The organism is Mycolicibacterium novocastrense (genome assembly GCF_001570485.1).
Taxonomy (GTDB): Bacteria; Actinomycetota; Actinomycetes; order Mycobacteriales; family Mycobacteriaceae; genus Mycobacterium; species Mycobacterium novocastrense.
In genome coordinates this window covers 41022-66017 of record NZ_BCTA01000094.1, presented here as the reverse complement: position 1 = coordinate 66017, position 24996 = coordinate 41022, and the positions used below count along the sequence as shown (strand labels likewise).

At 68.1% G+C, this 24996-nt stretch carries 22 protein-coding genes; 4 read left to right on the top strand and 18 right to left on the bottom strand.

Translation table 11 applies throughout. The annotated features are described in order from the left end of the window. Position 1 precedes the first annotated feature (1 nt). On the bottom strand, positions 2-853 hold the full coding sequence (locus tag RMCN_RS28785) for a TIGR03619 family F420-dependent LLM class oxidoreductase (protein ID WP_067396547.1): 852 nt from the start codon (positions 851-853) through the stop codon (positions 2-4). 97 nt (positions 854-950) lie between these two features. On the opposite strand from RMCN_RS28785, the gene RMCN_RS28780 reads away from it, so the two are divergent. Continuing rightward, on the top strand, positions 951-2150 hold the full coding sequence (locus tag RMCN_RS28780; RefSeq protein ID WP_234787823.1) for a cytochrome P450: 1200 nt from the start codon (positions 951-953) through the stop codon (positions 2148-2150). Positions 2151-2231: 81 nt separating this feature from the next. Here the strand turns inward: RMCN_RS28780 and RMCN_RS28775 are convergent, their stop codons facing one another. Both RMCN_RS28775 and RMCN_RS28770 read right to left on the bottom strand, forming a co-directional pair. Further along, positions 2232-3020: an SDR family oxidoreductase gene (locus RMCN_RS28775; protein ID WP_067396459.1), complete on the bottom strand. Its 789-nt coding sequence runs from the start codon at positions 3018-3020 to the stop codon at positions 2232-2234. 7 nt (positions 3021-3027) lie between these two features. Then, the gene (locus RMCN_RS28770; RefSeq protein ID WP_067396455.1) at positions 3028-3585 is read right to left on the bottom strand and encodes a nuclear transport factor 2 family protein; all 558 of its coding nucleotides are present in this window, start codon (positions 3583-3585) and stop codon (positions 3028-3030) included. A gap of 128 nt (positions 3586-3713) precedes the next feature. Here RMCN_RS28770 and RMCN_RS28765 point away from each other — a divergent pair, with 128 nt between their 5' ends. Next, positions 3714-4379 carry a nitroreductase family protein gene (locus RMCN_RS28765; protein WP_067396452.1) on the top strand — a complete coding sequence of 222 codons (666 nt, stop codon included), beginning with the start codon at positions 3714-3716 and terminating at the stop codon, positions 4377-4379. Between the two features lie 87 nt (positions 4380-4466). Here the strand turns inward: RMCN_RS28765 and RMCN_RS28760 are convergent, their stop codons facing one another. From RMCN_RS28760 to RMCN_RS28740, 5 genes are all read right to left on the bottom strand, one after another. Continuing rightward, entirely contained in the window at positions 4467-5333 is an 867-nt protein-coding gene (locus tag RMCN_RS28760; protein WP_067396449.1) for a hypothetical protein, read from the bottom strand. Between the two features lie 6 nt (positions 5334-5339). Continuing rightward, on the bottom strand, positions 5340-5765 hold the full coding sequence (locus RMCN_RS28755; RefSeq protein ID WP_067396447.1) for a cupin domain-containing protein: 426 nt from the start codon (positions 5763-5765) through the stop codon (positions 5340-5342). A 30-nt stretch (positions 5766-5795) separates the two neighbouring features. Beyond that, positions 5796-6518, bottom strand: a complete 723-nt coding sequence (locus RMCN_RS28750; RefSeq protein WP_067396444.1) for an SDR family NAD(P)-dependent oxidoreductase — start codon at positions 6516-6518, stop codon at positions 5796-5798. A gap of 13 nt (positions 6519-6531) precedes the next feature. Continuing rightward, positions 6532-7140, bottom strand: a complete 609-nt coding sequence (locus RMCN_RS28745) for a sigma-70 family RNA polymerase sigma factor (protein ID WP_064413746.1) — start codon at positions 7138-7140, stop codon at positions 6532-6534. A gap of 105 nt (positions 7141-7245) precedes the next feature. Continuing rightward, a complete protein-coding gene (locus RMCN_RS28740; RefSeq protein WP_067396442.1) occupies positions 7246-7911 on the bottom strand; it encodes a nitroreductase in 666 nt (221 codons plus the stop codon). A gap of 163 nt (positions 7912-8074) precedes the next feature. Between RMCN_RS28740 and RMCN_RS28735 the strand changes: the two genes are divergently transcribed. After that, entirely contained in the window at positions 8075-9805 is a 1731-nt protein-coding gene (locus RMCN_RS28735; protein ID WP_067396439.1) for an FAD-dependent oxidoreductase, read from the top strand. Here the strand turns inward: RMCN_RS28735 and RMCN_RS28730 are convergent, their stop codons facing one another. The 6 genes from RMCN_RS28730 to RMCN_RS28705 form a co-directional block, all read right to left on the bottom strand. Continuing rightward, positions 9806-12601 carry an ATP-binding protein gene (locus RMCN_RS28730; protein ID WP_067396436.1) on the bottom strand — a complete coding sequence of 932 codons (2796 nt, stop codon included), beginning with the start codon at positions 12599-12601 and terminating at the stop codon, positions 9806-9808. A gap of 167 nt (positions 12602-12768) precedes the next feature. Continuing rightward, the gene (locus RMCN_RS28725; protein ID WP_067396434.1) at positions 12769-13524 is read right to left on the bottom strand and encodes an SDR family oxidoreductase; all 756 of its coding nucleotides are present in this window, start codon (positions 13522-13524) and stop codon (positions 12769-12771) included. 230 nt (positions 13525-13754) lie between these two features. Further along, positions 13755-14858 carry a spore photoproduct lyase family protein gene (locus RMCN_RS28720; protein ID WP_067396431.1) on the bottom strand — a complete coding sequence of 368 codons (1104 nt, stop codon included), beginning with the start codon at positions 14856-14858 and terminating at the stop codon, positions 13755-13757. A 2-nt stretch (positions 14859-14860) separates the two neighbouring features. Further along, the gene (locus tag RMCN_RS28715) at positions 14861-16069 is read right to left on the bottom strand and encodes a flavin-containing monooxygenase (protein WP_084377833.1); all 1209 of its coding nucleotides are present in this window, start codon (positions 16067-16069) and stop codon (positions 14861-14863) included. Further along, on the bottom strand, positions 16070-17146 hold the full coding sequence (locus tag RMCN_RS28710; RefSeq protein WP_067396430.1) for an NAD-dependent epimerase/dehydratase family protein: 1077 nt from the start codon (positions 17144-17146) through the stop codon (positions 16070-16072). A gap of 38 nt (positions 17147-17184) precedes the next feature. Beyond that, positions 17185-18306: an alpha/beta hydrolase gene (locus RMCN_RS28705; protein WP_067396427.1), complete on the bottom strand. Its 1122-nt coding sequence runs from the start codon at positions 18304-18306 to the stop codon at positions 17185-17187. A 228-nt stretch (positions 18307-18534) separates the two neighbouring features. On the opposite strand from RMCN_RS28705, the gene RMCN_RS28700 reads away from it, so the two are divergent. Then, positions 18535-19506, top strand: a complete 972-nt coding sequence (locus RMCN_RS28700) for an aldo/keto reductase (protein ID WP_067396543.1) — start codon at positions 18535-18537, stop codon at positions 19504-19506. Here the strand turns inward: RMCN_RS28700 and RMCN_RS28695 are convergent. The 4 genes from RMCN_RS28695 to RMCN_RS28680 all read right to left on the bottom strand — a co-directional run bounded on the left by RMCN_RS28695 (position 19503) and on the right by RMCN_RS28680 (position 24936). After that, positions 19503-21308 (bottom strand): fatty acyl-AMP ligase, encoded by a 1806-nt coding sequence (locus RMCN_RS28695; RefSeq protein ID WP_067396541.1) that lies wholly within the window; start codon positions 21306-21308, stop codon positions 19503-19505. The genes RMCN_RS28700 and RMCN_RS28695 overlap by 4 nt on opposite strands. Before the next feature lie 56 nt (positions 21309-21364). Continuing rightward, positions 21365-22522 carry a metallophosphoesterase gene (locus RMCN_RS28690; RefSeq protein ID WP_067396424.1) on the bottom strand — a complete coding sequence of 386 codons (1158 nt, stop codon included), beginning with the start codon at positions 22520-22522 and terminating at the stop codon, positions 21365-21367. Positions 22523-22664: 142 nt separating this feature from the next. Further along, positions 22665-23756, bottom strand: a complete 1092-nt coding sequence (locus tag RMCN_RS28685) for an acyl-CoA dehydrogenase family protein (RefSeq protein ID WP_067396422.1) — start codon at positions 23754-23756, stop codon at positions 22665-22667. A 7-nt stretch (positions 23757-23763) separates the two neighbouring features. Continuing rightward, on the bottom strand, positions 23764-24936 hold the full coding sequence (locus RMCN_RS28680; RefSeq protein WP_064413738.1) for an acyl-CoA dehydrogenase family protein: 1173 nt from the start codon (positions 24934-24936) through the stop codon (positions 23764-23766). Positions 24937-24996 lie beyond the last annotated feature (60 nt).

The following is a 24996-nucleotide window of genomic DNA, read 5'->3' as shown; positions in this document are numbered from 1 at the left end:
GTCAACGGAGTTCGTCGACGACACGCGCGTAGCGGTCCAGGTAGTCCAGCGTCGTCGACGGGTCGTCGCCGTCGCGGCGGCCGCCGCCCAGCACGGCCCGGTTGAAGCCGAGATCCCGGTACCGCTTGAGCCGCTCGGGTTTCGGGTCGCCCCAGGCCATGACCGTCAGGTCCAGCGTCGCCGGGTCGCGGCCCGCGTCCTCGGCCGCATGCCGGTAGTCGGCCAGCGCCGCCGCAAGATCGCGGAACGCCGCATCTCCGGGCAGCCAGCCGTCGGCCCAGGCCAGACACTCGCGTGTCGCCTTCGGGCCGGTGGTGGCTGCCAACAGCGGTGGGTTCGGTCGCTGAAACGGCTTGGGCTGGGACCAGACCGGCTCGAATTCGTAGAATTCTCCGTGGTGTTCGGCTTCGTCGTCGGTCCACAGCTTCTTCAGCGCGGCGACCATGTCGGCCAGCGCCCGGTACCGGTCCCGCCACGCGATCGGACTGCTCGTCTCCAGCTCCGCGCGCATTCCGACCCCCACGCCGAGCACGAGGCGCCCCTGGCTCAGCTGGTCCAGGGTGGCGACCTGCTTTGCGAACGTGAACAATTCGCGCTCCAGCGGCAACACCACCGAGGTGCCGACCCGTAACGTCGTCGTCGCCCGCACAGCGACCAGCAGCGACAAGAATGGATCCCACATCTGTTTCTGCGCGTCGAGCAGGCCGGCGGGGAGCTGACCGCGTGCGGCCACGGGAATCTGCGGGTGTTCGCCGACCCACAGCGACTCGAATCCACGGGCTTCGAGCTCGACGGCAAGAACGTCGGGTTGGAGGTCGCGCGGTGTGTTGAGCGAGACGAAACCGAGGTCCACCGTCACGCTCCTTTACGCCGCCGCCTGTTGTGCCATACGATCGTACAATGCCATACGTTCGTACAACAAGCGCAGCTCCGGCTCGAAGGCTTGCATCGTGACCGCGCCCATCACCGACGAGCTGTATTACGACCCGTACGACGTGGCGATCGACGTCGACCCGTATCCGGTGTACCGACGGCTTCGCGACGAGGCACCGGTGTATTACAACGACAAGTTCGGGTTCTGGGGCCTGAGCCGGTTCGCCGATGTGGAGGCGGCGCTGCGCGACGCCGAGAACCTCAGCTCGGCCAAGGGCGACATCCTCGAGGTGGTCAAGGCCGAACCGGTTATGCCGCTGGGGGTGTTCATCAACGAGGACCCGCCCCTGCACACCGTGCACCGCCTGTTGGTCTCCCGCGCATTCACACCGCGCAAGATGGCGGCCATCGAGGACCAGGTGTGGAACTTCTGCAGGGCATGCCTGGATCCGTTGCGCGACGGCGATCGCTTCGACTTCACCACGGACCTCGGCGCCGAGATGCCGATGCGCGTCATCGGGATGCTGGTCGGCATGCCGGACTCGCTGCAGCGATCGGTGCGCAGCGTCGCCGGTCGCCGGCTTCGCAACAAGCCGGGTGAGCCGTTACCGGTCAGCAAGGACAACTACTTCAACGGCAACATGTTTGCCGACTACGTCGCCTGGCGCGAACAGAACCCGTCAGACGATCTGGTCACCGAACTGCTCAACGTCGAGTTCACCGACATCGACGGCACGGTGCGGCGGTTGAGCACCGACGAGCTTCTGGTCTTCCTCGGCGTGATCGCCAACGCGGGGACCGAGACCGTTGGCCGGCTGTTCGGCTGGCTGGGCAAGCTGCTCGGCGAACACCCGGACCAGCGGCGCGAGTTGAGCCGCGACCCGCGCCTGATCGCGAATGCCGTCGAGGAGGTGCTGCGTTACGAGCCGCCGGTACACCACATCGCACGTTACGTCGCCAATGACGTTGTGTACCACGGGCAGACGATCTCGGCCGGCAGCGCGTTGCTGTTGATGAGCGGCTCGGCGAACCGTGACGAGGCCAAGTTCGACGATCCGGACACCTTCGACATCCACCGGGTCGCCAACAACCACCTGTCGTTCGGGCGGGGCACGCATTTCTGCCTCGGCGCATCGCTGGCCCGGGTCGAGGGCCGGGTGGCCCTGGAGGAGATCCTCAAGCGCTGGCCCGACTGGACCATCGACGCGGACAACGCCGTGCGGGCACCGACGGCCACGGTACGTGGCTGGGACTCGATGCCCGCGGTGCTCGGCTGAGGCCTTCAGTGCGCCGACTGTGCGTTCAGCTACGCGACACGCCGGAAACCCGTCGCAGGACGCACAATCGGCGCGCGGTGATCAGCGTCGGGAGCGCCTCGCCGGCACGTTGAGCCGATTGTCGGGCGTGTCGAGTTCGGTGAATTGCATTGGCCACGGGTCGGTTCCGTGCTGGACGACCCAGCATGACCCGCTGGCGTCAAGTGGCGCCGTCGCCGCCGCGACGACGGCGTCCGCGCTGGCTTCCGGCTCCATCACCGGCACTCCGATGCCCTCGACCAGCGCCCGCCGGTCCCCGAGGGCGCCGGTTTCTGTGATGCCCGGGCAGATGGTGTGCACCGCGATGTGCTCGCCGGCGAGGCCCGGAGCGACCGAGCGCATCAACCCGACGACGGCGTGCTTGCCGAGCGAGTACACCGGGTCGGGATGCCACGGCATGAGTCCGGCGAGCGACGCGGTGGCCAGGATCGCACGGTCGCCCTCGCCCAGGGTCCGCATCGTGCGCACCGCGTTGACCACCCCGTACACCACACCGTCGAGGTTCACGCCCAACGATTTCCGGTACTCGGCCAGATCGAGTGTGCCGATGTCACCCGACCACCGCACGGTGATCCCGGCGTTCAGCAACGCGAGGTCGAGCCCGCCGAGTTCCTCGAGGCACTGTGCGAACGCCGTCGCCACCTGGTCGGCGTCGGCGACGTCGCACGTCAGCGACATCCCTCCGAGCGGCTCGGCCACCGCACGCGCGGCGTCGCCGTCGATGTCGAGCACGCAGACGCGCATACCTTCGGCCGAAAGGCGTTGAGCTGCAGCCCGTCCGATACCCGACCCGCCGCCGGTGATCAGCGCGACCCGCCCGGCCAGGTGCATCACCGCCTCACCACCGGTCGACGGGTTCGCTGTCCATCTGCAGCGGCCGGGCGTAGGACAGGTCGGTCCGATCCCACCTGCCCTTGATGAAGCCCTTCACCGCACCGGACGCCAGCACCGACGAGTCGCCCTGCATCATCCATTCGATCGTGCAGCGCCGCAGCGCGATCTTCCACTCATCGTCACGGCGTTCGAGGCGGTCGAGGTAGCGCCCGCCCATCAGCGCGACCACCTTGCCCCCCTTGGCCCGCATCGAGCCCATCACGTAACTCTCGGCATGGGCGACGTCACCGTCGATTTCACAGGTGTGGGTGGTGATGTTGTGCAGGTGATCCTCGAACACCGCGCTGTGTGCGGTGTTGGCGTATTCGGCGTACTCGGCTCCGACCTTCACCACGGGACCGTGTTCGTCGACGCCGTCGGAGAAGTAGACACTCGACATGAGTTCGGCGTCGTGACGGTCGTGGCCGCGGGCCTGATTCATCACGCAGTCCAGGATCGCGATCCTGTCCTCGACGTACTGCAGCCGGCTGCGCAGCTGGTCGAGATCGTCGGCGGTGGTCATGGCGGGCCCCTTCCGTGGCGTCTTATACGGGCGTACAGCACGTTATACGATCGTATAGCATTCCCTCAACGCGCCGGTCCTTCCCGCTAAGGTCGACGGGCAGGAGCAGGACCGCCGAACGGAGGAGCATGCCGCAGCCCACCAACGATGTCTGGGAGACGCTGGCCACCGCGCGGGCGATCCGCCGGTTCACCGACGAGCCGGTCGACGCGGCCACGCTTGACCGCTGCCTGGAGGCCGCGACCTGGGCTCCCAACGGCGCCAACGCCCAGCTGTGGCGGTTCGTCGTGCTGGACTCGCCCGAACAGCGGGCCGTCGTCGCGCAGGCGGCTCAGGCGGCGCTGCGGTCGATCGAGTCGATCTACGGCATGAGCCGGCCCGCCGATGACGACCACAGCCGGGCCGCCCGCAACAACCGCGCCACGTACGAACTCCACGACCGCGCAGGCGAACTCATTTCGGTGCTCTTCACCGCATTCCGCAACGAGTTCTCGTCCGAGTTCCTGCAGGGCGGCTCGATCTTTCCCGCGATGCAGAACTTCTACCTCGCGGCCCGCGCGCAGGGTCTCGGCGCGTGCTTCACCAGCTGGGCGTCCTACGACGGGGAGGCGCTGATCCGGGGGGCGGTAGGGGTGCCGGACGAGTGGGCGCTGGCCGGGCACATCGTCGTGGGCTGGCCGCGCGGCAGGCACGGCCCGGTGCGCCGACGGCCCATCTCCGACGTCGTCTTCCGCAACCATTGGGACGCCGACCGCAGCGACATCATCTACGGCGCAGGCGCCCGCAAGCGCTGACCACCCCTGGGGCGAGCGACCGTGTTTGCGCCCGGACACGCCGCGCTTTGGCGACATTCCGCGGTCGCTCGCGGCGCCTGAGGGGCCTCAGCCGGCCACCGCCACCCGCGCGGCGGGATGCAACCACGCAGCGACGTTGCGGACATAGTCCTTGAACGCATCCAGCCGCGACGGATCCTCCTTGATCTGCGAGCCGGGCCGCTCGGTCACGAACGATGGTGCGCCGCAGTCGATATCCCAGTTGTAGTCGGCGAAGTGATGAAACGTCGACTCGGCGACGGCCCGGCCCATCGGCCTGCCATCCGGCGCGCGTTCCCCGTCGAGCAGAACCGCGAGGTTGAACACCCGTCCGGTTGTCGCGCTCCGGCCTTGCGCGAGCACGGTGGCATTCGGCACGCCGTCCGCCGAGACCAGCCCTTCGTGCGGGTGCGCGGGGAACCACTCGATCCGCCCGCTGTCGGTGCACCCGGTGCGAAGCAGCTCGTGAGCCGGCTCGGACGTCAACACCCGCTGGTAGTCCCCGTTGGCCCCGGAGTGGTAGTTGGGCCACGAGATGGCAGGGGTGTCTCGGTCATCGCACATCGTCTCCGGATCGATTGTGGCGTCGTGAAACTCGTTGACAAGGCCGAGCGAACCGAGCCGATTGAGACAACAGCCGAGGTCCTGGTGGTCCCGCGCGGTGAGCACGCCACCGCCGGCGTAGCGAAACCGCATGATCGCCGCGGCTTCGGCTGCGGTCAACCCGCTTCCGACATCGACGGCCATCAGCCACAGCTGGTCGTAGCCGAGCCGGTCGAGGTGGCTGAGCACCGGATCGTCGTCTCCGTCGACCCGGTTGCGTGTGAGGACCTCGTGGCCTGCGGCGCGCAATTCGTCGGCCAACAGCGAAAACCTCGAGACGTCCCAATCTTCGGGGTGAGCACAGATCGTCGTCTGCAACAGGATTTTTGACATCGGAGTTCACTCCTGCACAGCGGACTCGGCGGGCACCCGAAGATGCTTGCGCGCTGCGAGTTCTGCTTCGTCGACCAGTACCAGCATCGGCTGATCCGGAGCGCAGAGCATCGTCACGGTGAACCGGCAGCGCGTGTCGTCGCGGTTGTTGGCGTCGGAGTAGTGGATGACGTCACCGCCGGGTTCCCAGAACGCCTCGCCGGCCCGGATCACCCGCGGCGGTTGGCCTTCCAGCTCGAACAACATCTCGCCTTCGAGCACATATCCGAACGCGGGACCACCGGGGTGCCGGTGTGGCGGGGCACCGGGACTCCCCGGCGGGTAATCGATCACGACGGTCATGGCGTGTGCGTCCGCGGGGATGAACGGCGGTTGCGCCCCCTGCACAACGGTCAGGGCGTTCTCCCACGAAGTGTCCTGATTTTCGGTCATTGTCGTTCTCCTACGGTCGTTTTGGATGGGTCATGTGGCCGAGCCGCCACCGTCGACGTGCAATACCGAGCCGGTGATGAAGCTCGCGCGCGGTGAGGCCAGAAACAGCACCGCCTCGGCGATCTCCCTGGGCTTCGCCGTGCGCCCCAGGGGCAGCGCGCGGCCGAACTCTTCATTGGTCTCACCCCATTCAGCCTCGACCCCTTCGGTTTTCGTCGGTCCGGGAGCGACGCTGTTGACACGAACGCCACCAGGGCCGAACTCAGCGGCCCACGTACGGGTCAGCGACTCGATGGCGGCCTTGGATGCGCTGTAGACCCCGGCTCCCGGCACGCCTTTGGACGCGACCATCGTGGTGACGTTGACGATTGAACCGTGTCTTCGCTGCAGCATTCCCGGGACCAGACCCGCCGCCAGAAAGTACGAACCACGCACGTTGGTGTCGAAGGTCAGCTCGAACGCGCCGACCTGCTGATCGACGGTGGTCGCCGCGGGAAAAGCGGCGGCGTTGTTGACCAGGATGTCGACGTCGCCGGCCTGCTCGAGCAGCGATGCGACCGAATCCATGTCCGAGAGGTCGGTCCGGACGAAGCGCACGTTGCCGTCGATACCGGATGCGGCCCGCTCCCCTCGTTTGCCGTCTCGACCGGTGATGATCACCGCGGCTCCCTCGCGCGCGAACAGCCGCGCACAGGCGAGCCCGATCCCGGCTGTGCCACCGGTGATCAATGCGTTCTTGTAGGCCAACTCCATTGGTGTTCTCCAGTCAGGCGATGCAGTGTTCGAGGGTTTCTGCGGGGTCGTGGGCGAGGTGGGCCAGCGCGACGCGCAGTCGCTGCCTGGCACGCGAGATCCGCGACATCACGGTGCCCATCGGGATGTCGAGGATCTTCGCCGTCTCGGCGTAGGTGTATCCCTCGACGTCGGCGTAGTAGAGAACCTCGCGGAAGCCGTCCGGCATTGCGGCCATCGCGGCTTTGACGTCGCCGTGGGGCAGGGTGTCGAGCACCTCGGCTTCCGCCGACCGCAGTGCGCCGGGTTGGTGTGCGGCGCAATCGAACAATTCGGCTTCGGTCATGTTGTCCGCCGGGACCTCGGTCACGCGGCGTTGTTTGCAGCGGTGCGCGCTGACCCAGCGGTTGTGGAGGATGCGGAACAGCCACGCCTTGAGGTTGCTGCCCTCCCGGAAGGACTCGAACCCGCTGTAGGCGTGCAGGAGCGCATCCTGGAGCAGGTCCTCGGCATCCGCGTCATTGCGGGCCAACCGGCGCGCTCCCCGCGCCAGTACCTCGAACAGGGGTTGAACGTCGCGCGTGAACCGCGCGGCGAGTTCTGGGTCCGGGGCGGTCCTGGTGGGAAGGGACGTGATGGTCATGATCCGGTCTCCTCGAGTCGCGGGTGTCACACCTCACGCTCGTCGCCGCTCAGGCAAATGGAACCCTTGAGAACCCGTAGTCCACGGTCCGTAGTCCGTAGTGGGTCAGTCGCCGACGAAGCTGACGGTCTCCTCGAGCGGGGCCCGGCCCGTGCGGATATAGCTCTCGTCGGGGTCCTGGTAGCCGATCGACATACCGCAGAACAACATGAGCTCGTCGGGCGGTTGTACGGCGTCCGCGACGGTCTCACGGACCTGGGACCAGGCCATCTGCGGACAGCTGTGCAGACCCTCGGCGCGCAGGAGCAGCATCACGGTCTGCAGGTACATCCCCAGATCCGCCCACTGCGGCCGGCCGAGATCGCGGTCGATGTAGCAGAACAGGGCCGCGGGGGCGCCGAAGCAGTCCCAGTTCGCGATCGCGGCCCGCTGCCGGGCCTCCCAGTCCTCGCGCTCGATGCCCAGTGCGCTGTAGCGCTCCCTGCCGAACGCCGATCGGCGTTCACCGTAGGGGGATTTCAGCTCTGGCGGGTACAGCTGGTACTCGCGCTCATCCCACGGGTCTCCCGCGGCCACCCGCTCCGTGGCGAGCTTCTTGAGCCGCTCCAGCGGTTCGCCGGTCACGACGTAGATCCGCCACGGCTGCAGGTTGGACCCCGACGGTGACCACCTGGCGGCGTCGAGCACACGCTCGAGCACCTCCAAGGGGACGGGTTCGTCGGTGAAGCCCCGCACCGCCCGTCTGCTCTTGACTGCGTCGTAGACGTCCATGGCTCCTCCGCTTTCTGAAGATCACGCCTTTCGTGACCACGCCTTTCGGCTGTGCTTCAAGCCTCGCTTGATCGGCGATCGGCCGAACCCTTGAACGCCCGTGGTCGCCGGGGTCTACGAAGTCCGCGGATGATTCGGTCGGCGGCCATCCGTTCTTGTCGACATGACCGGCGCAGAGCGGCAGATCGCGACCTCAGTCCTGGTGATAGGAACCGGCGGCGCGGGTCTGCGTGCTGCGATCGAGTTGGCGGAGCGAGGTAGCGATGTTCTCCTCATCGGCAAGCGGCCCATCGGCGACGCCCACACCACCTTGGCCGCCGGAGGCATCAATGCGGCGCTGGGCACGATGGATCCCCAGGACACTTGGCAGCAGCACGCGGCCGACACACTGACCGAAAGCTATCTGCTCGCCGATCCGGCCACGGTGCAGATCGTGACCGAGGGTGCGGCCGAATCGATCCGGGACCTGGAGCGCTTCGGTATGACGTTCGCCCGCGAGCAGGACGGACGGATCTCTCAACGGTTCTTCGGCGCCCACACCTTCCGCCGCACCGCGTTCGCCGGTGACTACACCGGGCTGGAACTGCAACGCACGCTGGTCAAAAGGGCAACACAGCTCGCGATTCCGATCCTCGACTCCGCCTACATCACCCGCCTACTCGTTCGGGACAACACGATCTTCGGCGCGTACGGTTTCGACCTTCGAGACGGCACCCGCTACACCATCCACTCCGACGCGGTCATTCTCGCTGCAGGTGGGCACACTCGGATCTGGCGCCGCACCTCGTCGCGGCGGGACGAGAACACCGGGGACTCTTTCCGATTGGCTCTCGAAGCAGGTGGGCGGATCCGCGATCCCGAACTCGTCCAGTTCCATCCGTCCGGTCTGATCGAACCCGAGGACTCGGCCGGGACGCTGGTGTCGGAGGCCGCCCGCGGAGAAGGCGGGATTCTGCGCAACGATCTCGGCGAGCGCTTCATGAAGCGCTACGACCCGGACCGGATGGAGCTCTCTACTCGCGACCGCGTCGCGCTCGCCGCCTACACCGAGATCAAGCAGGGCCGCGGCACCCCTCGCGGCGGGGTGTGGCTGGACGTCTCGCATCTGCCGCGCACTCAGATCATGGAGCGGCTTCCGCGCGTCTATCAAACATTGATGGATCTGCAATTGCTCGACATCACCACCACGCCGATCGAAATCGCCCCGACCGCCCACTATTCGATGGGCGGAGTGTGGGTGCGGCCCGAAGACCACAGCACGGACGTCACGGGGTTGTACGCGATCGGTGAGGCGTCAAGCGGTCTGCACGGGGCCAATCGACTCGGCGGCAATTCGCTGATCGAGCTGCTGGTCTACGGGCGGATCGTCGGACGGGCGGCCGCCGCCTACTCGTCGGGATTGGGAGCCCAACTACGCTGTAGCGCTGCAACTTCCGCGGCCCGCGACGAGGTCGACGAAGTGCTGCTCCGCAACGGCCAAGAGAACGTCCGGTCCCTGCAGCGCGCGCTGCGCAATGCGATGACCGAACACGCCGGCGTGGTGCGTGACGAAACCGGGCTGCGTACGGGTTTGACCGAGCTCGACGACATCGAACGGCGGCTTTCCGATGTCGGCGTGCACCCCGACATCGCGGGCTTCCACGATCTCGCCCACGCGTTCGATCTCAAGGCGAGCGTCATAGCCGCGCGCGCGACGCTCGAGACCGCACTGGAACGACGCGAGACCCGAGGCTGCCACAACCGCTCGGACTACCCGGAACTCGACGATCGACTCACCGTCAACCTGGTGTGGTCCGGGCCAGGGCGGATCGAGCGCGAAGCGATCGCGGGCATCCCCGCCGACATTGCCAGCAGGATGCGCGCGGTGTCGGCAGACGGCAAGCTCGTCGAGTGACTAGCTCGCCCACGACACGCCGCGAAGCTGTCTGCGCGAGGTGATTCCGAGCTTGACGAACACCTTGCGCAGATGCCACTCGACGGTGTGTGTGCTGATGAAGAGCTGGGCGCCGATCTCCTGGTTGGTCAGGCCGTCGGCGGCGAGCCGGGCGATCTGTGCTTCCTGGGCGGTCAGCTCGCCGCCCGGGCTCTGCTGCTGTTTGCGCACCTTCTCTCCGGTGGCCACCAGTTCGCGGCGCGCGCGTTCGGCGAAGGCCCGCGCGCCGATCCGCGTGAACGTCTCGTGGGCCTCGGTGAGTTCGCGGCGGGCGTCGATCCGCCGGTTGGCCCGGCGCAGCCATTCACCGTAGAGAAGCCGGGCCCGCGCGACGTGTACGACGATGCCGGCGCGCTCCAGGCGTTCGATGGCCTCGGTGAACAGCCGATCCGCGTCGTCGCCGTCGGCCACCAGGGCCTGCGCATTGGCCAGCGCGCCGAGTCCCCAGTCGGTGCCGCTGGCGCCTGCCCGCTCCTCGAGCCGGCCAACGGCCCACCTAGCCGCGTCGTCGGCCCCGGCGCGCGTCGCCGCCTCGATGAGCTCGAAAAGACACCACCCGTGGATTCCGAAGTCGTCGTAGTCGCATGCCTCGCGCGCTGCGGCGAGCGCCTCCTCGTAGCGGCCGAGCCCGTTGTACAACAACGCGGTCGCATAGCCGGTGAGCCCCAACAGGCGTCCCTCACCCCTGGCGATTCCGTCGGCCGCGGCGCTCTCGAGCAGCGAAACGGCCTCCGCCGCGTCGCCGCGCCACGCGCTCAGCAGCACCCAGTGGTACCGCACCGGGGAGTTGTGGTCGGTGGCCGCGGTGATCGACGCGGCCTCTTCGAGAAGCTCCGCTGCCGTGGCGAATTCACCGGCCAAAGTGTGCACGCCAGCCCGGTAGATGAGTGCCCGCGGCAAGCCCGCGAGCGCCCCGGTTGCACGGGCATAGCGCACCGCGGCGGTCGACAACTTTCGCAATGTCCGCTCGTCCCACAATTCGTGGGCCGAGGACTCCTGCAATATCGGGAATCCGGGTACCTTCAGCCATCGGCCGACCGCGGTTTCGTCGGACTCCGCCTGCTCACACATCGCCTCCAGCCCCGCCCGCAACGCGGCCCAACCCTGTCCGACCCCGCCGGTGATCCGTTCGGCCACCCCTTTGAGCAGATGGTCGATGGCGCGCGGCAGTTCCGAGACATCCTGCAGCGCAACGCGTGCATCCTCGGCGGCTCGTACGAGCGCACCGGACTCCCCCAGGCGGCCCGCGTACATCAAAGCCGCGATCCCCTCGAGGTAGCTCTCCCTGGACGAATAACCGTCGACGCCGTGGAGGCGGCGGGCGGCGTCCAGCAGCGGTGGCGCGGTCTGTGACAGTCGCGGCGCACCGGCTTCGCCTGCCCGGCTCCGGACGAAGTCCATCTGTGCCCGCAGCCGCGCTATCTGTGCCCGCTGCAGGTCGGTCAGGGGGCCGAGTTCGGCGATCGCGAGGAGTTCGTGCGCAGCTCCCGGTGCCGCGGCGTCCCGTTTGGCGTAAGCGGCCGCCAGCGCCCTCGCCCCACGCAGAAACGGGTCGGAGGTCAACGCGGTGGCGCGCTCCAAAAATGTTGCCGCCGCGGCCATTCCGCCCCTGCCCTGGGCCCGGGCGGCGGAGTTCTCCAGCTCGGCAGCGATCCCCTCGTCTGGGCCCGCCGCGGCGTTGGCCGCGTGCCACGCGCGACGGTCCGGGTCGACCGAAGGATCGGTGACGTCGGCGAGGGCGCGGTGGACGGCACGGCGGTCCGGCAGCTCTGCGGCACGGTAAGCGGCCGAGCGGATCAGCGGGTGATGGAACCGCATCCGTGGGCCGAAGTCGATGAGTCCGTCGGCTTCCGCGGGGGCGAGCTCGTCGACCGGGATGCCCAATTGCGCTGCAGCGCCGAGGAACAACGCCGCGTCGCCGATGGGTTCGGCGGCGGCGATGAGCAGCAATTGCCGGGTGGGTTGCGGTAGCGCCTGGATACGGCGGATGAAGCCCTGTTCGACCGCTGCCGCCGACGAGCGTTTACCCGATATCCAGAAACCACCCGAGAGTTCGGTCGCCGACACGCTGCGCGGCACCTCGAGGATGGCCAGCGGAATGCCGCGCGTCTCGGCGACGATGCGGTCACGTACCCGAGTGTCGATGCCGCCGAACATCACCGATTCCAACAGTTCTCGCGCATCGGTGTCGGACAGCCCGTGGATCGGCAGCTCCGGCAGGCCCGCCAGCAGTTCGGGTCGGTCACGGACGGCGAACACCAACGCGACGGGTTCGGCGAGCAACCGGCGCGCGATGAATCCGAGTGTTTGCACCGAAACCTGGTCAAGCCATTGCGCATCGTCGACGACGCAGAGCACCGGTTGTTCGTCGGCCGCGGCGGCCAGCACGCTCAGCACGGCGAGGCCGACGAGGAACCGGTCCGGCGTCTCCCCGACGCCGCGGCCGAACGCGACGTTGAGCGCTTCGCGCTGCGGTTCGGGAATCGCGTCGAGATGCGTCATCAGCGGAGCGCACAGCTGTTGCAGGCCCGCGAAGGCGAGTTCCATGTCGGACTCCACCCCGGCGACGTGCACGACCTGAAATCCGGACGCGGTTTCGCAGACGTAATCGAGCAGGGCCGTCTTACCGACGCCCGCCTCGCCGCGCAGGACCAGCACCTGACAACTACCCGATCGCACCGTCGCGACCAGGTTCTTCAGCGCCTCGCATTCGCGGGTGCGGCCACGGAGGGCTTGTGCTCCACCCTGGCCAGACATAGACACCACCGCGCTCTGGGGTGGACCCGCGACGGTCGCCGGTTTACCCGATCTGATCTTGGATCGTACGAGGCCCGCGACGACGGGTCCACACCGCGATTTGTGAGTGATTCCGCTCGCTGGGCAAACGTTTTCACTCACAAATCGCCCCCCGCCCGGGGGCCGGGTTAGGCCGTCGCGGCGGTCTCCAGGATCCAGTCCTCGAACCGAGTGCCGAACAGCGTCGCGCCCTCACCGGGCACCAGCGTGCGTTCGGCCAGGTCGATGCCCCAGTACTTCGCCGACGGGTCGGCGACGACCTGACGGGTATCGCCGCGGGCGGTCAACGCTGTCCGGATCAGGTCGGGAAGCAGGAACTCGACCGGTCCGCCGATCTCGACGATTCGGTTCACCGGCTCGTTCACCGCGGCGATTGCGAGCCCTTCGGCGACGTCGGCGGCGGCCATCGGCTGGAAGTACGCCGGCGGCATCCGCACCGTGTCACCCTCGGTCGCCGAGTCGGCGAGTGTCTGGAGGAACTCGAAGAATTGGGTGGCGTGCACGATCGTGAACGGGATCGGCCCGTCGCTGATCAACCGTTCCTGGTCGAGCTTGGCCTGGAAGTAGCCGCTCTGCGGGGCCATCTCATCGGTGCCCACCACCGAGAGCGCGACGTGATGGCCGACGCCTGCGGCCTGTTCGGCGTCGAGCAGGTTCGTCGTCGCGGTCTGGAAGAACTCTCGGGCCGAGTCGTCGAGTTGCGGCGAGTTCGAGACGTCGACCACCACCTCCGCCCCTTCGAGCGCGTCCCGCAAGCCCTCGCCGGTGAACGTGTTGACGCCGGTCGACGGCGCCGCAGCGACCGTGTCGTGGCCCTGCCGGTCCAGGATCTGCACCAGTTTCGAACCGATGAGGCCGGTTCCGCCGATGACGACGATCTTCATGATGAGCCTTCCGTTTGGTCGACAGCTTCCTGCCCACCAGAACGGATAGCCGCACGCGAACTCATCCCGGCCGCCCGGAAACCCCCTCCCGCGAGCGACCGGGTCTGCACGCGACACGCCGCGCACAGCTGGCGTTGCGCGGTCGCTCGCGGCACTTGAGGGACCCACTGGCGACAGTTGAGGGACCCGCTGGCGACAGTTGAGGGACCCGCTCGCGGCAGCTGAAACCGTCAGAACGCGTAGCGCACCCGGCACGTCGGCAGCTTGGCGGCGATCAGGTCGGTCAGCTCGCCCACCCAGCGGCCCTTCCACGGCGTCTTGTAGCGCACGTTCCACTGCCCGCTCTGGCTGCGCTTGGCCTGCTGAAGATCCGGCCGCCACAGCAGATCCTCACCTTTGGGATGCCAGCCGAGGTTGACGTCGTGCAGACCCTCGTTGTGGGTCAGGAAGATGATCTCGGCGGCCAGCTGCTGCTTGGTGCGGTCCGACGTGCCGTCGGCGACCTGCTCGAGCAGCTCCGCCCAGTCGGACAACCAATTCTCGTGGACGACAACGGGACTGAAGTTCAGGTGCACTTCGTATCCGGCGTCGACGAAGTCGTCGATCGCGGCGATCCGCTCGGCGATCTTCGACGTGCGCACGTCGAGCACCCGCGACGTCTCGGCCGGCATCAAGCTGAACCGCACGCGGGTTCCGCCCCGCGGGTCGTAGGAGAGCAGGTCGCGGTTGACGAGCTTGGTCGCGAAGCTGGCCTTGGCGTTGGGAATTCGACCGAACAGCGCGACCAGATCGCGCACGTTGTCGGAGACCATCGCGTCCACTGAACAGTCGCTGTTCTCGCCGATGTCGTAGACCCAGTCGACGGGGTCGCACTGGTTCGGTTGCGGCTTCACACCTTGGCGAGCGGCATGCCGCTCGAGGTATCCGGTGATCTTCTCGATGTTGGTGAACACCGTGATCGGGTTGGCGTAGCCCTTGCGGCGCGGAACGTAGCAGTATGAGCACGCCATCGCGCATCCGTTGGCGGTGGACGGTGCGATCCAGTCGCTGGAGCGCTCGTTGCGCCGCGCGCTCAGGCTCTTCTTCTCCCCCAGCACCAGGACTTCCCGCTTGTTGCGGACCCAGTCCTCGACGTTGCCCTCGTTTCCGTACAGACCCGGTATCGCCTGGTGCGAGGGCACTTCGATGCGCTCGGCGTCGGGGAAGCGCTCGAGCACCTGACGTGCGCGAGCGAACCGTTCGATGTCGGGCTCGTGGTAGATCCGCTTGATGTCGAGCAGCCGGTCGGCCAGCGCGATCGGGGTGCGTCGCGTCACGGAGTCTGGGTCGGCCATCGTCACGCCTCGTTCAACGAACGCCGGCCGCGCTCCGATGCAGTTGATCTTGTTGAGCTCCAATGATGTTTGTCACGTCCGCCGAGATGGCTGGCGATGTCGCGCGCGATCGGCGAGGCCTGCAGCCGGAAGGACCGCAGTGGCCCGATCAGCGGCTCGTCGTAACCGGCGAACCACAGCCCCGGCGCGGCGCACGGAAGCCCGTTGACCTCAGGCCGGCCCGCCTCGTCCAGCACGCCGTGGTGGCCGACGAGCGGTTCGAGTCCCCGCCGATAGCCGGTCGCGGCGATCACCACGTCGGGCGCCAGCGAGCTGCCGTCGGCGAGCACCACCCTCTCACCGTCGAACGACTCCACGGCGGCGACGATCTCGATGCGTCCCGCTTTGACGTGTGCGACGAGCTGGTCACCGATCGTCGGGATCTGTTCGTCGGTCAGCAGCGCCGAATAGATCCCCCGCCGCGGCACCGGCAGGCCCTCGCGACGAAGATCTCCGAGCCACACCCTGCGCATCAGGGCCGCCGCCTGATCGAGCACCGGCACCGGAAGACGCTCGAACGCGGGACTGAACGCGTCGACCGGAATTCCGGCGGCCGACCGCGGTACGAGATGCGGGGGCGTGCGCACCGCCATCCACACCCGGCGGGCCACCCCGTCGCTGAGCTGCAACGCGATGTCGGTCGCCGAGTTCCCCGCGCCCGCCACCAAAACGTCCCGGCCGGCGAAAGGCGCGGCGTTGCGGTAGTGCTCGGAATGCAGGACCTCGCCGGTGAACTCCTCGATTCCAGCCCACTCGGGTAGCACCGGCGTGTGATAGTTGCCGGTCGCGACGACGACGGCCGCCGCGGTGAAAGGCGCGCTGTCGGTCTGCAGCCGCCAGCCGCTCCGCCCCCGGTCTATTCGAACCACGTTGCACCCCAGAGCTATTCGTAGATGCTGTCGGCGCACGTACTCGTCGAAGTAGTCGACCATGTCGTCGCGGGTCGGCCAGCGTCCGTAGCGCAGTGGTATCCGCTGCCCGGGCAGATGTGACCACCACCCACAGGTGTTGAGCCGGAACCCGTCGTAGCGGTTCCGCCACGCCGATGCCACCGAATCCGCGCGATCGACGACGAGCGCGTCCACACCGCACTCGTGGCGCAACTGTCGTGCGATCGCCAGCCCGCAGGGACCGGCGCCGACGATGACGACGGACTCGTCGTGCTCGGCCATCTACGGCAGGCGTCGTGTCGTCAGCAGGCCCTCGGTGAGGTCGCGTTGGAACTGCTCGATCAGCGACCGGCGTCGCAGGGGCGGACTCTCGGTGTGCGCTTGTCGGGCCACCCCGCCGATGACGTCGGCGAGCGCGTCGACCGCATTCCACCGGGGGCTCCAGCCGAGTTCGGCCTCGGCGCGCCCGCAGTCCAGCAACGGAACGCTGAACGCCATGTCGAGCCAGCCCCGGTTGATCGGTTGCAGCCGCGCCCGCCAGCTGACATCGACCAGAGCCCCGAGCACTCCCGAGGGCACGTGGACCGGTTTCGCACCCAACACCTCGGCGACCTGCTCGCGGCCCACCGGCGGTTCGGCCGCCACGTTGAACGGCCCGCTCGCACCACGCTCGACCACCCTGGCCAATGCGTCGGCGACATCGTCGGCATGCACGAGCGGGATGCACAAGCGCCGGTCCAGCGGCAACACCGGCAACAGGGGAATCGCGAGCATCGGCACGTAACCGGGCAGCGCGTATCGCATCAGGCCGCTGGCCGCGTCGCGCTGCACGATGAAGCCGGGCCGCATCCGCGCGATGGGAACGCCCGCCTCCCCGTTCTCGCGTTCGTAGGCGTCCAGCAGCGCTTCGGCGTCCGATTTGTCGCGGCTGTAGGGGGAGGTCCGGATGCCGGTGGTCGGCCACGACTCGTCGACGTACTGCCCGTAGCGGCCCGGCGCGTACGCGCCCACCGACGACTGATGCACGAGCCGGCCGACCCGCGCGTCATGGGCCGCCTCGAGGACGGCCGTTGTGCCGCCGACGCCGACGCGGTTCAGGTATTCGGTGTTGCGGGTCGGTTGAAACCCCCATGCGAGGTGGACGACGGCATCCGCGCCGTCGAAGACCCCGCGCAGCTGGGTCCCCGCGTCCGGATCGGCGAGGTCGAGTCGGTGCCAGCGGACCCGACCGTAGACGCCGGTCGGCTCCGGCGGCCTTCGTACCACCCCGACGATGTCGTGTCCGGTGTCGCTTTCGGTGAGCCGCCGCAGCAGCGCGGTCCCGACGTTGCCGGAAGCCCCGGTGATGACGATGCGCATGCGACAAGACTTCCCGCATCGCGCCCGATCAACACGGGCTAGACGGCCGCGGCGGTTTCACCCTGCAGTTGGCGGGACCGGACGTCGTTGAGGAACCTGCCGACCTCGACCGCCAGCCGACGCGCATGCGACGAGTCGACGAGGTCGAACGCGTGTCCCGCACGCCGGATTTCGCTGTATTCCACGACGTTTCGTGACACCGCGCTGAGCTCTTCGGCGAACACCCTGGCCTCGTCGACGGGGATGATGGTGTCCTGGTCCCCGTGGATGAGGAAGAACGGCGGCGCATCGGAGTGGATGCGAGCCCGCGGTGACGCGGCAGCAAAGATGTCGGGGTGCCGGGACTGCTTGCGTCCCACGACAACTCGCTCCAGGAAGTTCTGGAAGTTCTTGCGGGCAGGGGTCGACCGGTCCTGCCAGTCGTAGCGCCCGTAGATTCCGACCACTGCGTCCACCGTGGTGTCGGCGTCCTCGGTGAGCTCGCCGCGGAACGCCGGGTCGCCGGGAGTGAGGGCCGCCAGGGAGGCCAGGTGCCCGCCCGCCGAGCAGCCCGCCACCGCGACGAAGTTCCGGTCGCCGCCGAACTTGTCGACGTTGGCCCGCGCCCATGCGATCGCCGCGTTGACATCGGCGATATGGCGGGGCCACCGGTTCACCGGGGAGACCCGGTAGTCCATCGTCAGACAGACCCAGCCCTGCTTGACCAGGTGGTGCAGCATCGTGTGGCCCTGCATGACGCGGGAGCCCTGCACCCAGGCGCCGCCGGGAACGAACAGCAGCACCGGGGCGTCGGGCGGCAGGTCCGGCAGCCGCCACACGTCGAGCAACTGCGCGGGGTGGTCGCCGTAGCGCACCGAGCTGCGATAGAGGCATCGCTGACGCTGGGCGCGGAAGCGCAGGTAGGGCGGCATCCGGTTCCCGCGCCCAGGCGTGATGGCCTCATCGGAGACATCGGCGGGCGCGGCGGCCGCGGGATCGGCGCTGAGACGACGCGACACCATGCCACGCAGCGCTGCCGGTGCGTAGTGGTGGCCGTACATCATCATCGCGGTCAGGCCGGCGAACGGCTCGAGGTGCCTGCCGACCACGGGGAGTGACGCGTACATCCGCGTCGAAGCCATGACCAGGTCGAACGGATGCAGTGAGCGGTAAACAGACATGGTCAGCCGGCCATCGCCAGGTCGGTGTCGCCGGCCCGGCCGCTGCAGGACTCGCAAACCGCCTCTTCGAGATTGAAAAACCCGCACGTGGGGCAGATGAACTCGAGCATGCGTTACGCCTTTCGAGACTTGTGTCATGCCGACTTTCTGCAGCCCGCCTCACATACCCCGGCCTCGGGGCGCCAAAACCCGCCGTTATCGATCTGCCGCGTCAGTACTGTGGCCAACGTGAAGTACTTAGACGTCGAGGGTGTGGGGCGGGTCAGCCGTATCGGGCTCGGGACCTGGCAGTTCGGGTCTCGGGAGTGGGGGTACGGCGACAGCTACGCCGCCGGTCCCGCTCGAGAAATCGTGCAGCGTTCGCTGGCGCTGGGCGTCACGTTGTTCGACACGGCGGAGATCTACGGTTTCGGCAAGAGCGAGAGGATCCTCGGCGAGGCGCTGGGCGATCAGCGCGCCGACGTGGCCGTGGCCAGCAAGGTCTTCCCGGTGGCCCCGTTCCCGGCGGTGGTCAAGCAACGCGCGCACGCCAGCGCGCAGCGGTTCGGGCTGCAGAAGATCCCGCTGTACCAGATCCACCAGTCCAACCCGGTGGTGCCCGATTCGGTGATCATGCCGGGGATGCGCGACCTGATCGATGACGGTGTGATCGGTGCGGCGGGTGTGTCCAACTACTCGCTGTCGCGCTGGCAGCGGGCCGACACCGCGCTCGGACGACCGGTGATCAGCAATCAGGTGCACTTCTCGCTGGCCCATCCCAAGGCGCTCGATCGTCTGGTGCCGTTCGCCGAACGGGAGAACCGCATCGTGATCGCCTACAGCCCGCTGGCGCAGGGACTGCTCGGTGGCAAGTACGGTCCCGACAACCGGCCTGGCGGCGTGCGCGCGACGAACCCGCTGTTCGGTACCGAGAACCTGCGGCGCGCCGAACCGCTGCTGCAGACGCTGCGCGATGTCGCCGCCGACGTCGGTGCCAAACCCGCGCAGGTCGCGTTGGCGTGGCTGATCCACCTGCCCAACGTCGTCGCGATCCCCGGTGCATCCAGCGTCGAACAGCTCGAGTTCAACGTTGCAGCCGCCGACATCGAGCTCAGCGCCGAGGCGCAGGAGGCGCTCACCGCCGCTGCCCGCGCGTTCCGCCCGGTGTCTGCAGCCCGCTTCCTCGCCGACACGGTGCGTGAGAAGCTCGGTGTTGGTTAACCTTTCAGCTTCCCACTGAGGTACTCGCTGCGGCAGGCTCCGCGAGCCAGCTTGCCGCTGGTCGTGCGCGGGATGACACCTGCGGCGACAAAGCGGATGTCAGCGACCGGGATCCCGTGCCGCACAAGCACATCGGCGCGGATCGCGTCGATCTCGGGCGCCGGATCGTTGCGCGCGGTTCCGGTGGCGCGTTCGGCGACGATCACGAGCGCATCGCCGTGGGGGGCGGGCACCGTGAACGCGGTGACGTGGCCTGGGCGCACCATCGCCGAGGCGCCTTGGGCGGTCGCCTCGATATCCTGCGGATAGTGGTGCCTGCCGTCGATGATGATCAGATCGGCACGCCGTCCGGTGACGAACAGCCCGCCGTCGAGGTAGACGCCGAGATCACCGGTGCGCAGCCAGTTCGCCTGCTCGTCAACACCTTCCGCATGGCTCGCAGATAGGCGGGACGTGAGCCGGGCCCCGAAGGCGTGCCGCGACTCGTCGGGCCGACCCCAGTAGCCGCGCCCGAGATTGTCGCCGTGCAGCCAGATCTCACCGACGGTTCCGTCGGGCAGTTCGGCGCCGGTGTCGGGATCGACGATGACGGCCCACTGGCTGCGCGCCACCCGTCCGCAGGACACGTGGGCCACCGCATCGGGTGAATCGGCGGCGACGGGTACCGCGCGGCCCCCGCTGAGATGCGTGCGGTCGAGGTACACCGCGGCGGCGTGGGCGTCGGGTTCAATGGTGGCGACGAACAGCGTGGCTTCGGCGATTCCGTACGACGGCCGAAACGCGTTCGGCGGCAGACCATATGGCGCGAACGCGTCGTTGAAGGCGGTGATCGCGTCGATGCTGACCGGCTCCGAGCCGATGATCAGCACCGCCTTGCTCAGGTCGAGGTCCTCGCCGTCCGTGGGTCGGCCGCGTTGCGCCGCGTATTCATAGGCGAAGTTCGGCGCGGCCGTGACCACCCGGCCCTCACGCGACCCGTCCGAGAGCGCCCGAAGCCAGCGTTGTGGGCGGCGGATGAACGCGGTCGGGGACATCAGCGTCGAATGTCCGCCGTACACGGCGGGAAATCCGATCATCGACAGGCCCATGTCGTGGAACAGCGGTAACCAGCTGACGCCGTGCACTTTCCGGTCGAGCAGATCGATGGACAGGATCATCTGGATCAGGTTCGTGCCGACCGCGCGATGCGTGATCTCGACGCCGGCGGGAGGCCGCGTCGCACCGGAGGTGTACTGCAGATGGGATACGGCGTCGAGCGCCAGCTCGACCGGCTCGAAATCGCCTGTCGCACCGATATCGTCGATCACGACGACCCGAGGCGCCGGTACGCCGTCGAGGTCAGACAGGAAGCTGCGCACGTTCGAGGCCGCGGCCGCTGTGGTCACCACGACGGACGGTTCGCAGTCGCTCAGCGCGGTGTCCAGTCGTTGCGCGTGCCCCTGCAACTCGGGTGCGAACAGCGGGACCGCGATCGCGCCCGCCTTGATCACACCGAAGAACGCGACGAGGTAGTCGAGTCCCTGCGGCGCCAGGATCGCGACCCGGTCGCCTCGCCGGGTCACGCGCTGCAGGGTCGCGGCGACCGCCCGCAGGCGTACCCCGAGTTGTCTCCAGGTGAGTTCGTCGACCCGTCCGTCACCGGTGTGATCGAGGTAGCGGTAGGCCGGCGCGTCGCCGACGTTGGCGATGTTGCGGTCGATCAGGGAGATCAGGTTCACCCCGGCGGGTACCGCCACCCGGCCGTCGGCGTCCAGGCAGTCCTCGATCCGCAGCAGGCCGTCGTGCGGTACGGAACGGGCCATCATGGGAGCAGTCTAAGGAGCGCCCGCGTCGTTCCTGGTACGGCCGTACCAGGCGACTATGGCTCCAGCGCGAGCACCGTGATATCCGGCGGAGCCCCGATGCGCACCGGCGGACCCCAGAACCCCGCGCCGCGGGTCACGTACAGCTGGGTGTCGTCGACTGTCGAAAGGCCCGCGAGCGAGGGTTGCACGGCGCGCACGAGGTAGTGGAACGGCCACATCTGCCCGCCGTGAGTGTGCCCGGACAGCTGCAGGTCCACTCCGCGCGCGGCGGCCTCCTCGACGAGCACCGGTTGGTGCGCGAGCAGCACCGTCGGCCCGGCCGAGGAGACACCCCTCAGGGCGCGGTCGAAATCCGGTCCGTCCGAGACTCTTTCACCGGCGATGTCGTTGACCCCCGCCAGGTTGAACACGGCACCGCCGCGGCGGACCACGGTGTTCTCGTTGCGCAACGGTTGGATGCCCAACCGCTCCATCTCGCGTAGCCACTCGAGTGTGTCGTCGACGAAGTACTCGTGGTTTCCGGTGACGAAGAAGGCGCCCTCTCGTGCGCTGATATCACCCAATGGCGCTGCGGCCGGGCCGAGTTCGGTGACCGAGCCGTCGACCACGTCACCGACGATCGCGACGAGGTCGGGGCCGGTCTCGTTGATCATGTCGACGATCCGCTCGGTGTGCGCCCTGCCTGCCAGCGGTCCGAGGTGGATGTCGGACACCACCGCGACGCGAAACCCGCGAAACGCCGGGTCGAGATTGCGCAGCCGCACCGGTACCCGCAGCACATCGGGCGGACTCAGCGCGGTGGCCGTCCCGACACCGACCAGACCCACCGACGCTGCGCCTGCGGCGACGGCACTCGCGCGGGCCAAAAACAACCGGCGGCTCAGCACGTTCGCGTCCTCGGGTTCTGCAGCCGCATCCCCGCGGACCCACCGCCGCAGCGCCAGTCGCACGGGTTCGAGTACCAGCAGCGCCAACAGCAGGTACGCGGCCAGGCCGAACCACACGTAGCCCGGCCAGGCGTACCAGCCCGCGTCGGCCGGACCTGTCAGGCGGGGCAGGAAGAGCGCGGCGAGCAACAGTCCTGCCAGCCCGGCGAAGGCGGCGCTCAGTATCCAGCGCACTCGACCGGGCCGGGTGGTGTCCTTGATCAGCCGCTTCCACAGATAGGCGTGCATCAGCACCAGCACCGTGCCGAGGATGACGATGAACATGCACACCCTTCGCTGCCGAGCATCCGCGGCGATGCGCGGGCTCACCCATCATGCCCTCAGCCCAACAAGCCGCCGGGCCGAGCACTCGCCTCGTACAGCTACGCGGCCGGAGACCGTACAAGGGTGCGCGCTCGCGCAGGACCTACAGCGACACCGTTCCGTAGTCGCCGACGTGTCCGATGAGCGTGCGGAGCTGGTCGTCGGTGGTGCCGAACGTGTTGTCGATGGCGGTGAGCCGCGCCGCGTAGTGGCCGACGGGATACTCCGCGGTCATCCCGATGCCGCCGTGCAATTGGATCGCCTCCTGCGCGATGTGCCGTCCGGACCGTCCGATCTGGAACTTGGCCCGTGCGGCGATCAGCGGGTCGAACCTGCCGTCGGCGATCGACATCGCGGCGTAGAAGTTCATGCTTCGCGCGAGTTCGAGCGAGACGTACATGTCGGCCGCGCGCTGCGTCAGGGTCTGGAACTTGCTCAGCGGGACGCCGAATTGCTTTCGGCTGGTGAGGTATTCGGTGGTGAGCCGCAGCGCCTCCTCCATCGCTCCGACCGCCTCCGCGCACAGCGCCGACTGATAACGGATGACCGTGCGGGTGACGTGTTCGGTCGCATCCCCGCCGTCGCCGAGGGGTTCGGCCGGTGTGGAGTCGAAGTCGATTTGGGCACCACCGCGGCCGTCGAACGTCCGATACGGCGCCCGGTTCACCGCCGCACCGTCGACGACGAACAGCCCCACCCCACCGCCGGGCAGCGCCGCGGTGACGACGATGGTGTCGGCGGTGTCACCGGCCAGCACGGGATTCTTGCGACCGGTGAGCGTCCAGGCATCGCCGCTCTGTTCGGCGCGCGTGGTGGGTTCGGCGGCCGGAAGCCGCGACCCGGGCTCCGCGTGGGCGAAGGCCAGCAGGGTCTCACCGGCCGCCACGGCGTCGAGGATCTCCTTCTGCTGGTCGCTGCCCACCTCGGCGATCAGGACGCCGGGGATCATCGCGGCCTGGGCGACCGGTTCGGGCGCGAGCCGTCTGCCGATCTCGGTCAGCACCACCATTGCCTCGATCTGGCCGGCCTCGTCGGGATCGAATCCGAGCCCGAGGATGCCGACTTCGGCCAATTGGCCCCAGACCTCACGGCTCCAGCCCGGGTCCCCTTCGGTCCGGACGCTCTCGCGGCCCGCCAGCACGTCGCGGGTGACGTCACGCAGTAGTTGCTGTTCCTCGGTCAGGTCGAAGTCCACGGCAGGCTCACAATCCCAGGATGGTCGAAGCGATGATGGTGCGTTGAACCTCGTTGGTACCGCCGTAGATCGACGTCTTCCGATAGTTCAGGTAGCGGGGCGCGGCGTCCTGCGCCCAGGTCGGCACGTCGAGGTCGCCGGCGTCGAACGGTAACGCCTCCGGCCCGGCCACCTCGACGAACAACTCGGTTGCGGCCTGCTGCAGCTGGCTGCCGCGCAGTTTGAGGATCGACGACGCGGGGTTCGGCTTGCCGTCGGCCTCCGATCCGCTGACCCGCATCTGCGTGAGCTCCAGCGCGAGCAGTCCGGTCTCGATCTCGGCGACCCGCGCGGCGAACAACGGGTCCTCGAGCAGCGGTGTGCCGTTGACCTCGAGCTTGGCGGCGTGTTCCTTCACCTGTGACATCCACAGTTTCGTCAGCCCGATGCGGGCGATGCCGGTGCGCTCGTTGCCGAGCAGGAACTTGGCGTAGGTCCAGCCCTGGTTCTCCTCGCCGACGAGTTGATCGGCGGGAATTCTCACGTCCTCGAAGAAGACCTCGTTGACCTCGTAGCTGCCGTCGATCAGCTCGATCGGCCGCAGCGTGATGCCCGGGGTCGACATCTCGGCCAACAGGAAGGAGATACCGGCCTGCCGCTTGGGCGCGTTGGGGTCCGTGCGCGCCAGCAGGAAGATCCAGTCGGCGTACTGACCGAGCGTCGTCCACGTCTTCTGGCCGTTGACGACGTAGGTGTCCCCGTCGCGGACGGCCGTGGTCCGCAGCGACGCGAGGTCCGAGCCGGCCTCCGGTTCGGAGAAGCCCTGACACCACCAGATGTCGATGTTGGCCGTCGGCGGCAGGAAGCGTTCCTTCATGGCCTGCGAGCCGAACTGGGCGATCACCGGGCCGACCATCTTGGTGTTGAATGCCAGCGGTTCGGGCACGCCGGCCAGCTGCATCTCGTCCAGCCAGATCTGGCGCTGCAGCGGCGTCCATTCCTTGCCGCCCCACTCGACCGGCCAGTTCGGCACGGCCAGCCCGTTGGCGTGAAGAATCCGCTGGCTGGTGACCATGTCCTCGGGAAACTTCGAGTGCCCGGTCTTGCCCCGCTCGCGGATGTCCTCGGGGATCTCGGAGGTGTAGAACCGTCGCAGCTCCTCGCGGAATGCCGCGTCCTCGTCACTCAACGCCAGTTTCACGGTCTACCCCGTTCCTCTCGTGCGGTTGCCGGCCGGATACCCGCCTTCGGCCCCGCTTGC

Bases quoted from the DNA above. Each gene is read 5' to 3' on its own strand.
- RMCN_RS28735 (WP_067396439.1), top strand. From the start codon at position 8,075: ATGACCGGCGCAGAGCGGCAGATCGCGACCTCAGTCCTGGTGATAGGA.
- RMCN_RS28705 (WP_067396427.1), bottom strand. From the start codon at position 18,306: ATGTCTGTTTACCGCTCACTGCATCCGTTCGACCTGGTCATGGCTTCG.
- RMCN_RS28730 (WP_067396436.1), bottom strand. From the start codon at position 12,601: ATGTCTGGCCAGGGTGGAGCACAAGCCCTCCGTGGCCGCACCCGCGAA.
- RMCN_RS28750 (WP_067396444.1), bottom strand. From the start codon at position 6,518: ATGGAGTTGGCCTACAAGAACGCATTGATCACCGGTGGCACAGCCGGG.
- RMCN_RS28765 (WP_067396452.1), top strand. From the start codon at position 3,714: ATGCCGCAGCCCACCAACGATGTCTGGGAGACGCTGGCCACCGCGCGG.
- RMCN_RS28690 (WP_067396424.1), bottom strand. From the start codon at position 22,522: ATGTTCATCGTCATCCTCGGCACGGTGCTGGTGCTGATGCACGCCTAT.
- RMCN_RS28715 (WP_084377833.1), bottom strand. From the start codon at position 16,069: ATGGCCGAGCACGACGAGTCCGTCGTCATCGTCGGCGCCGGTCCCTGC.
- RMCN_RS28775 (WP_067396459.1), bottom strand. From the start codon at position 3,020: ATGCACCTGGCCGGGCGGGTCGCGCTGATCACCGGCGGCGGGTCGGGT.
- RMCN_RS28740 (WP_067396442.1), bottom strand. From the start codon at position 7,911: ATGGACGTCTACGACGCAGTCAAGAGCAGACGGGCGGTGCGGGGCTTC.
- RMCN_RS28695 (WP_067396541.1), bottom strand. From the start codon at position 21,308: ATGGCCCGTTCCGTACCGCACGACGGCCTGCTGCGGATCGAGGACTGC.
- RMCN_RS28710 (WP_067396430.1), bottom strand. From the start codon at position 17,146: ATGCGCATCGTCATCACCGGGGCTTCCGGCAACGTCGGGACCGCGCTG.
- RMCN_RS28755 (WP_067396447.1), bottom strand. From the start codon at position 5,765: ATGACCGAAAATCAGGACACTTCGTGGGAGAACGCCCTGACCGTTGTG.
- RMCN_RS28720 (WP_067396431.1), bottom strand. From the start codon at position 14,858: ATGGCCGACCCAGACTCCGTGACGCGACGCACCCCGATCGCGCTGGCC.
- RMCN_RS28760 (WP_067396449.1), bottom strand. From the start codon at position 5,333: ATGTCAAAAATCCTGTTGCAGACGACGATCTGTGCTCACCCCGAAGAT.
- RMCN_RS28725 (WP_067396434.1), bottom strand. From the start codon at position 13,524: ATGAAGATCGTCGTCATCGGCGGAACCGGCCTCATCGGTTCGAAACTG.
- RMCN_RS28770 (WP_067396455.1), bottom strand. From the start codon at position 3,585: ATGACCACCGCCGACGATCTCGACCAGCTGCGCAGCCGGCTGCAGTAC.
- RMCN_RS28745 (WP_064413746.1), bottom strand. From the start codon at position 7,140: ATGACCATCACGTCCCTTCCCACCAGGACCGCCCCGGACCCAGAACTC.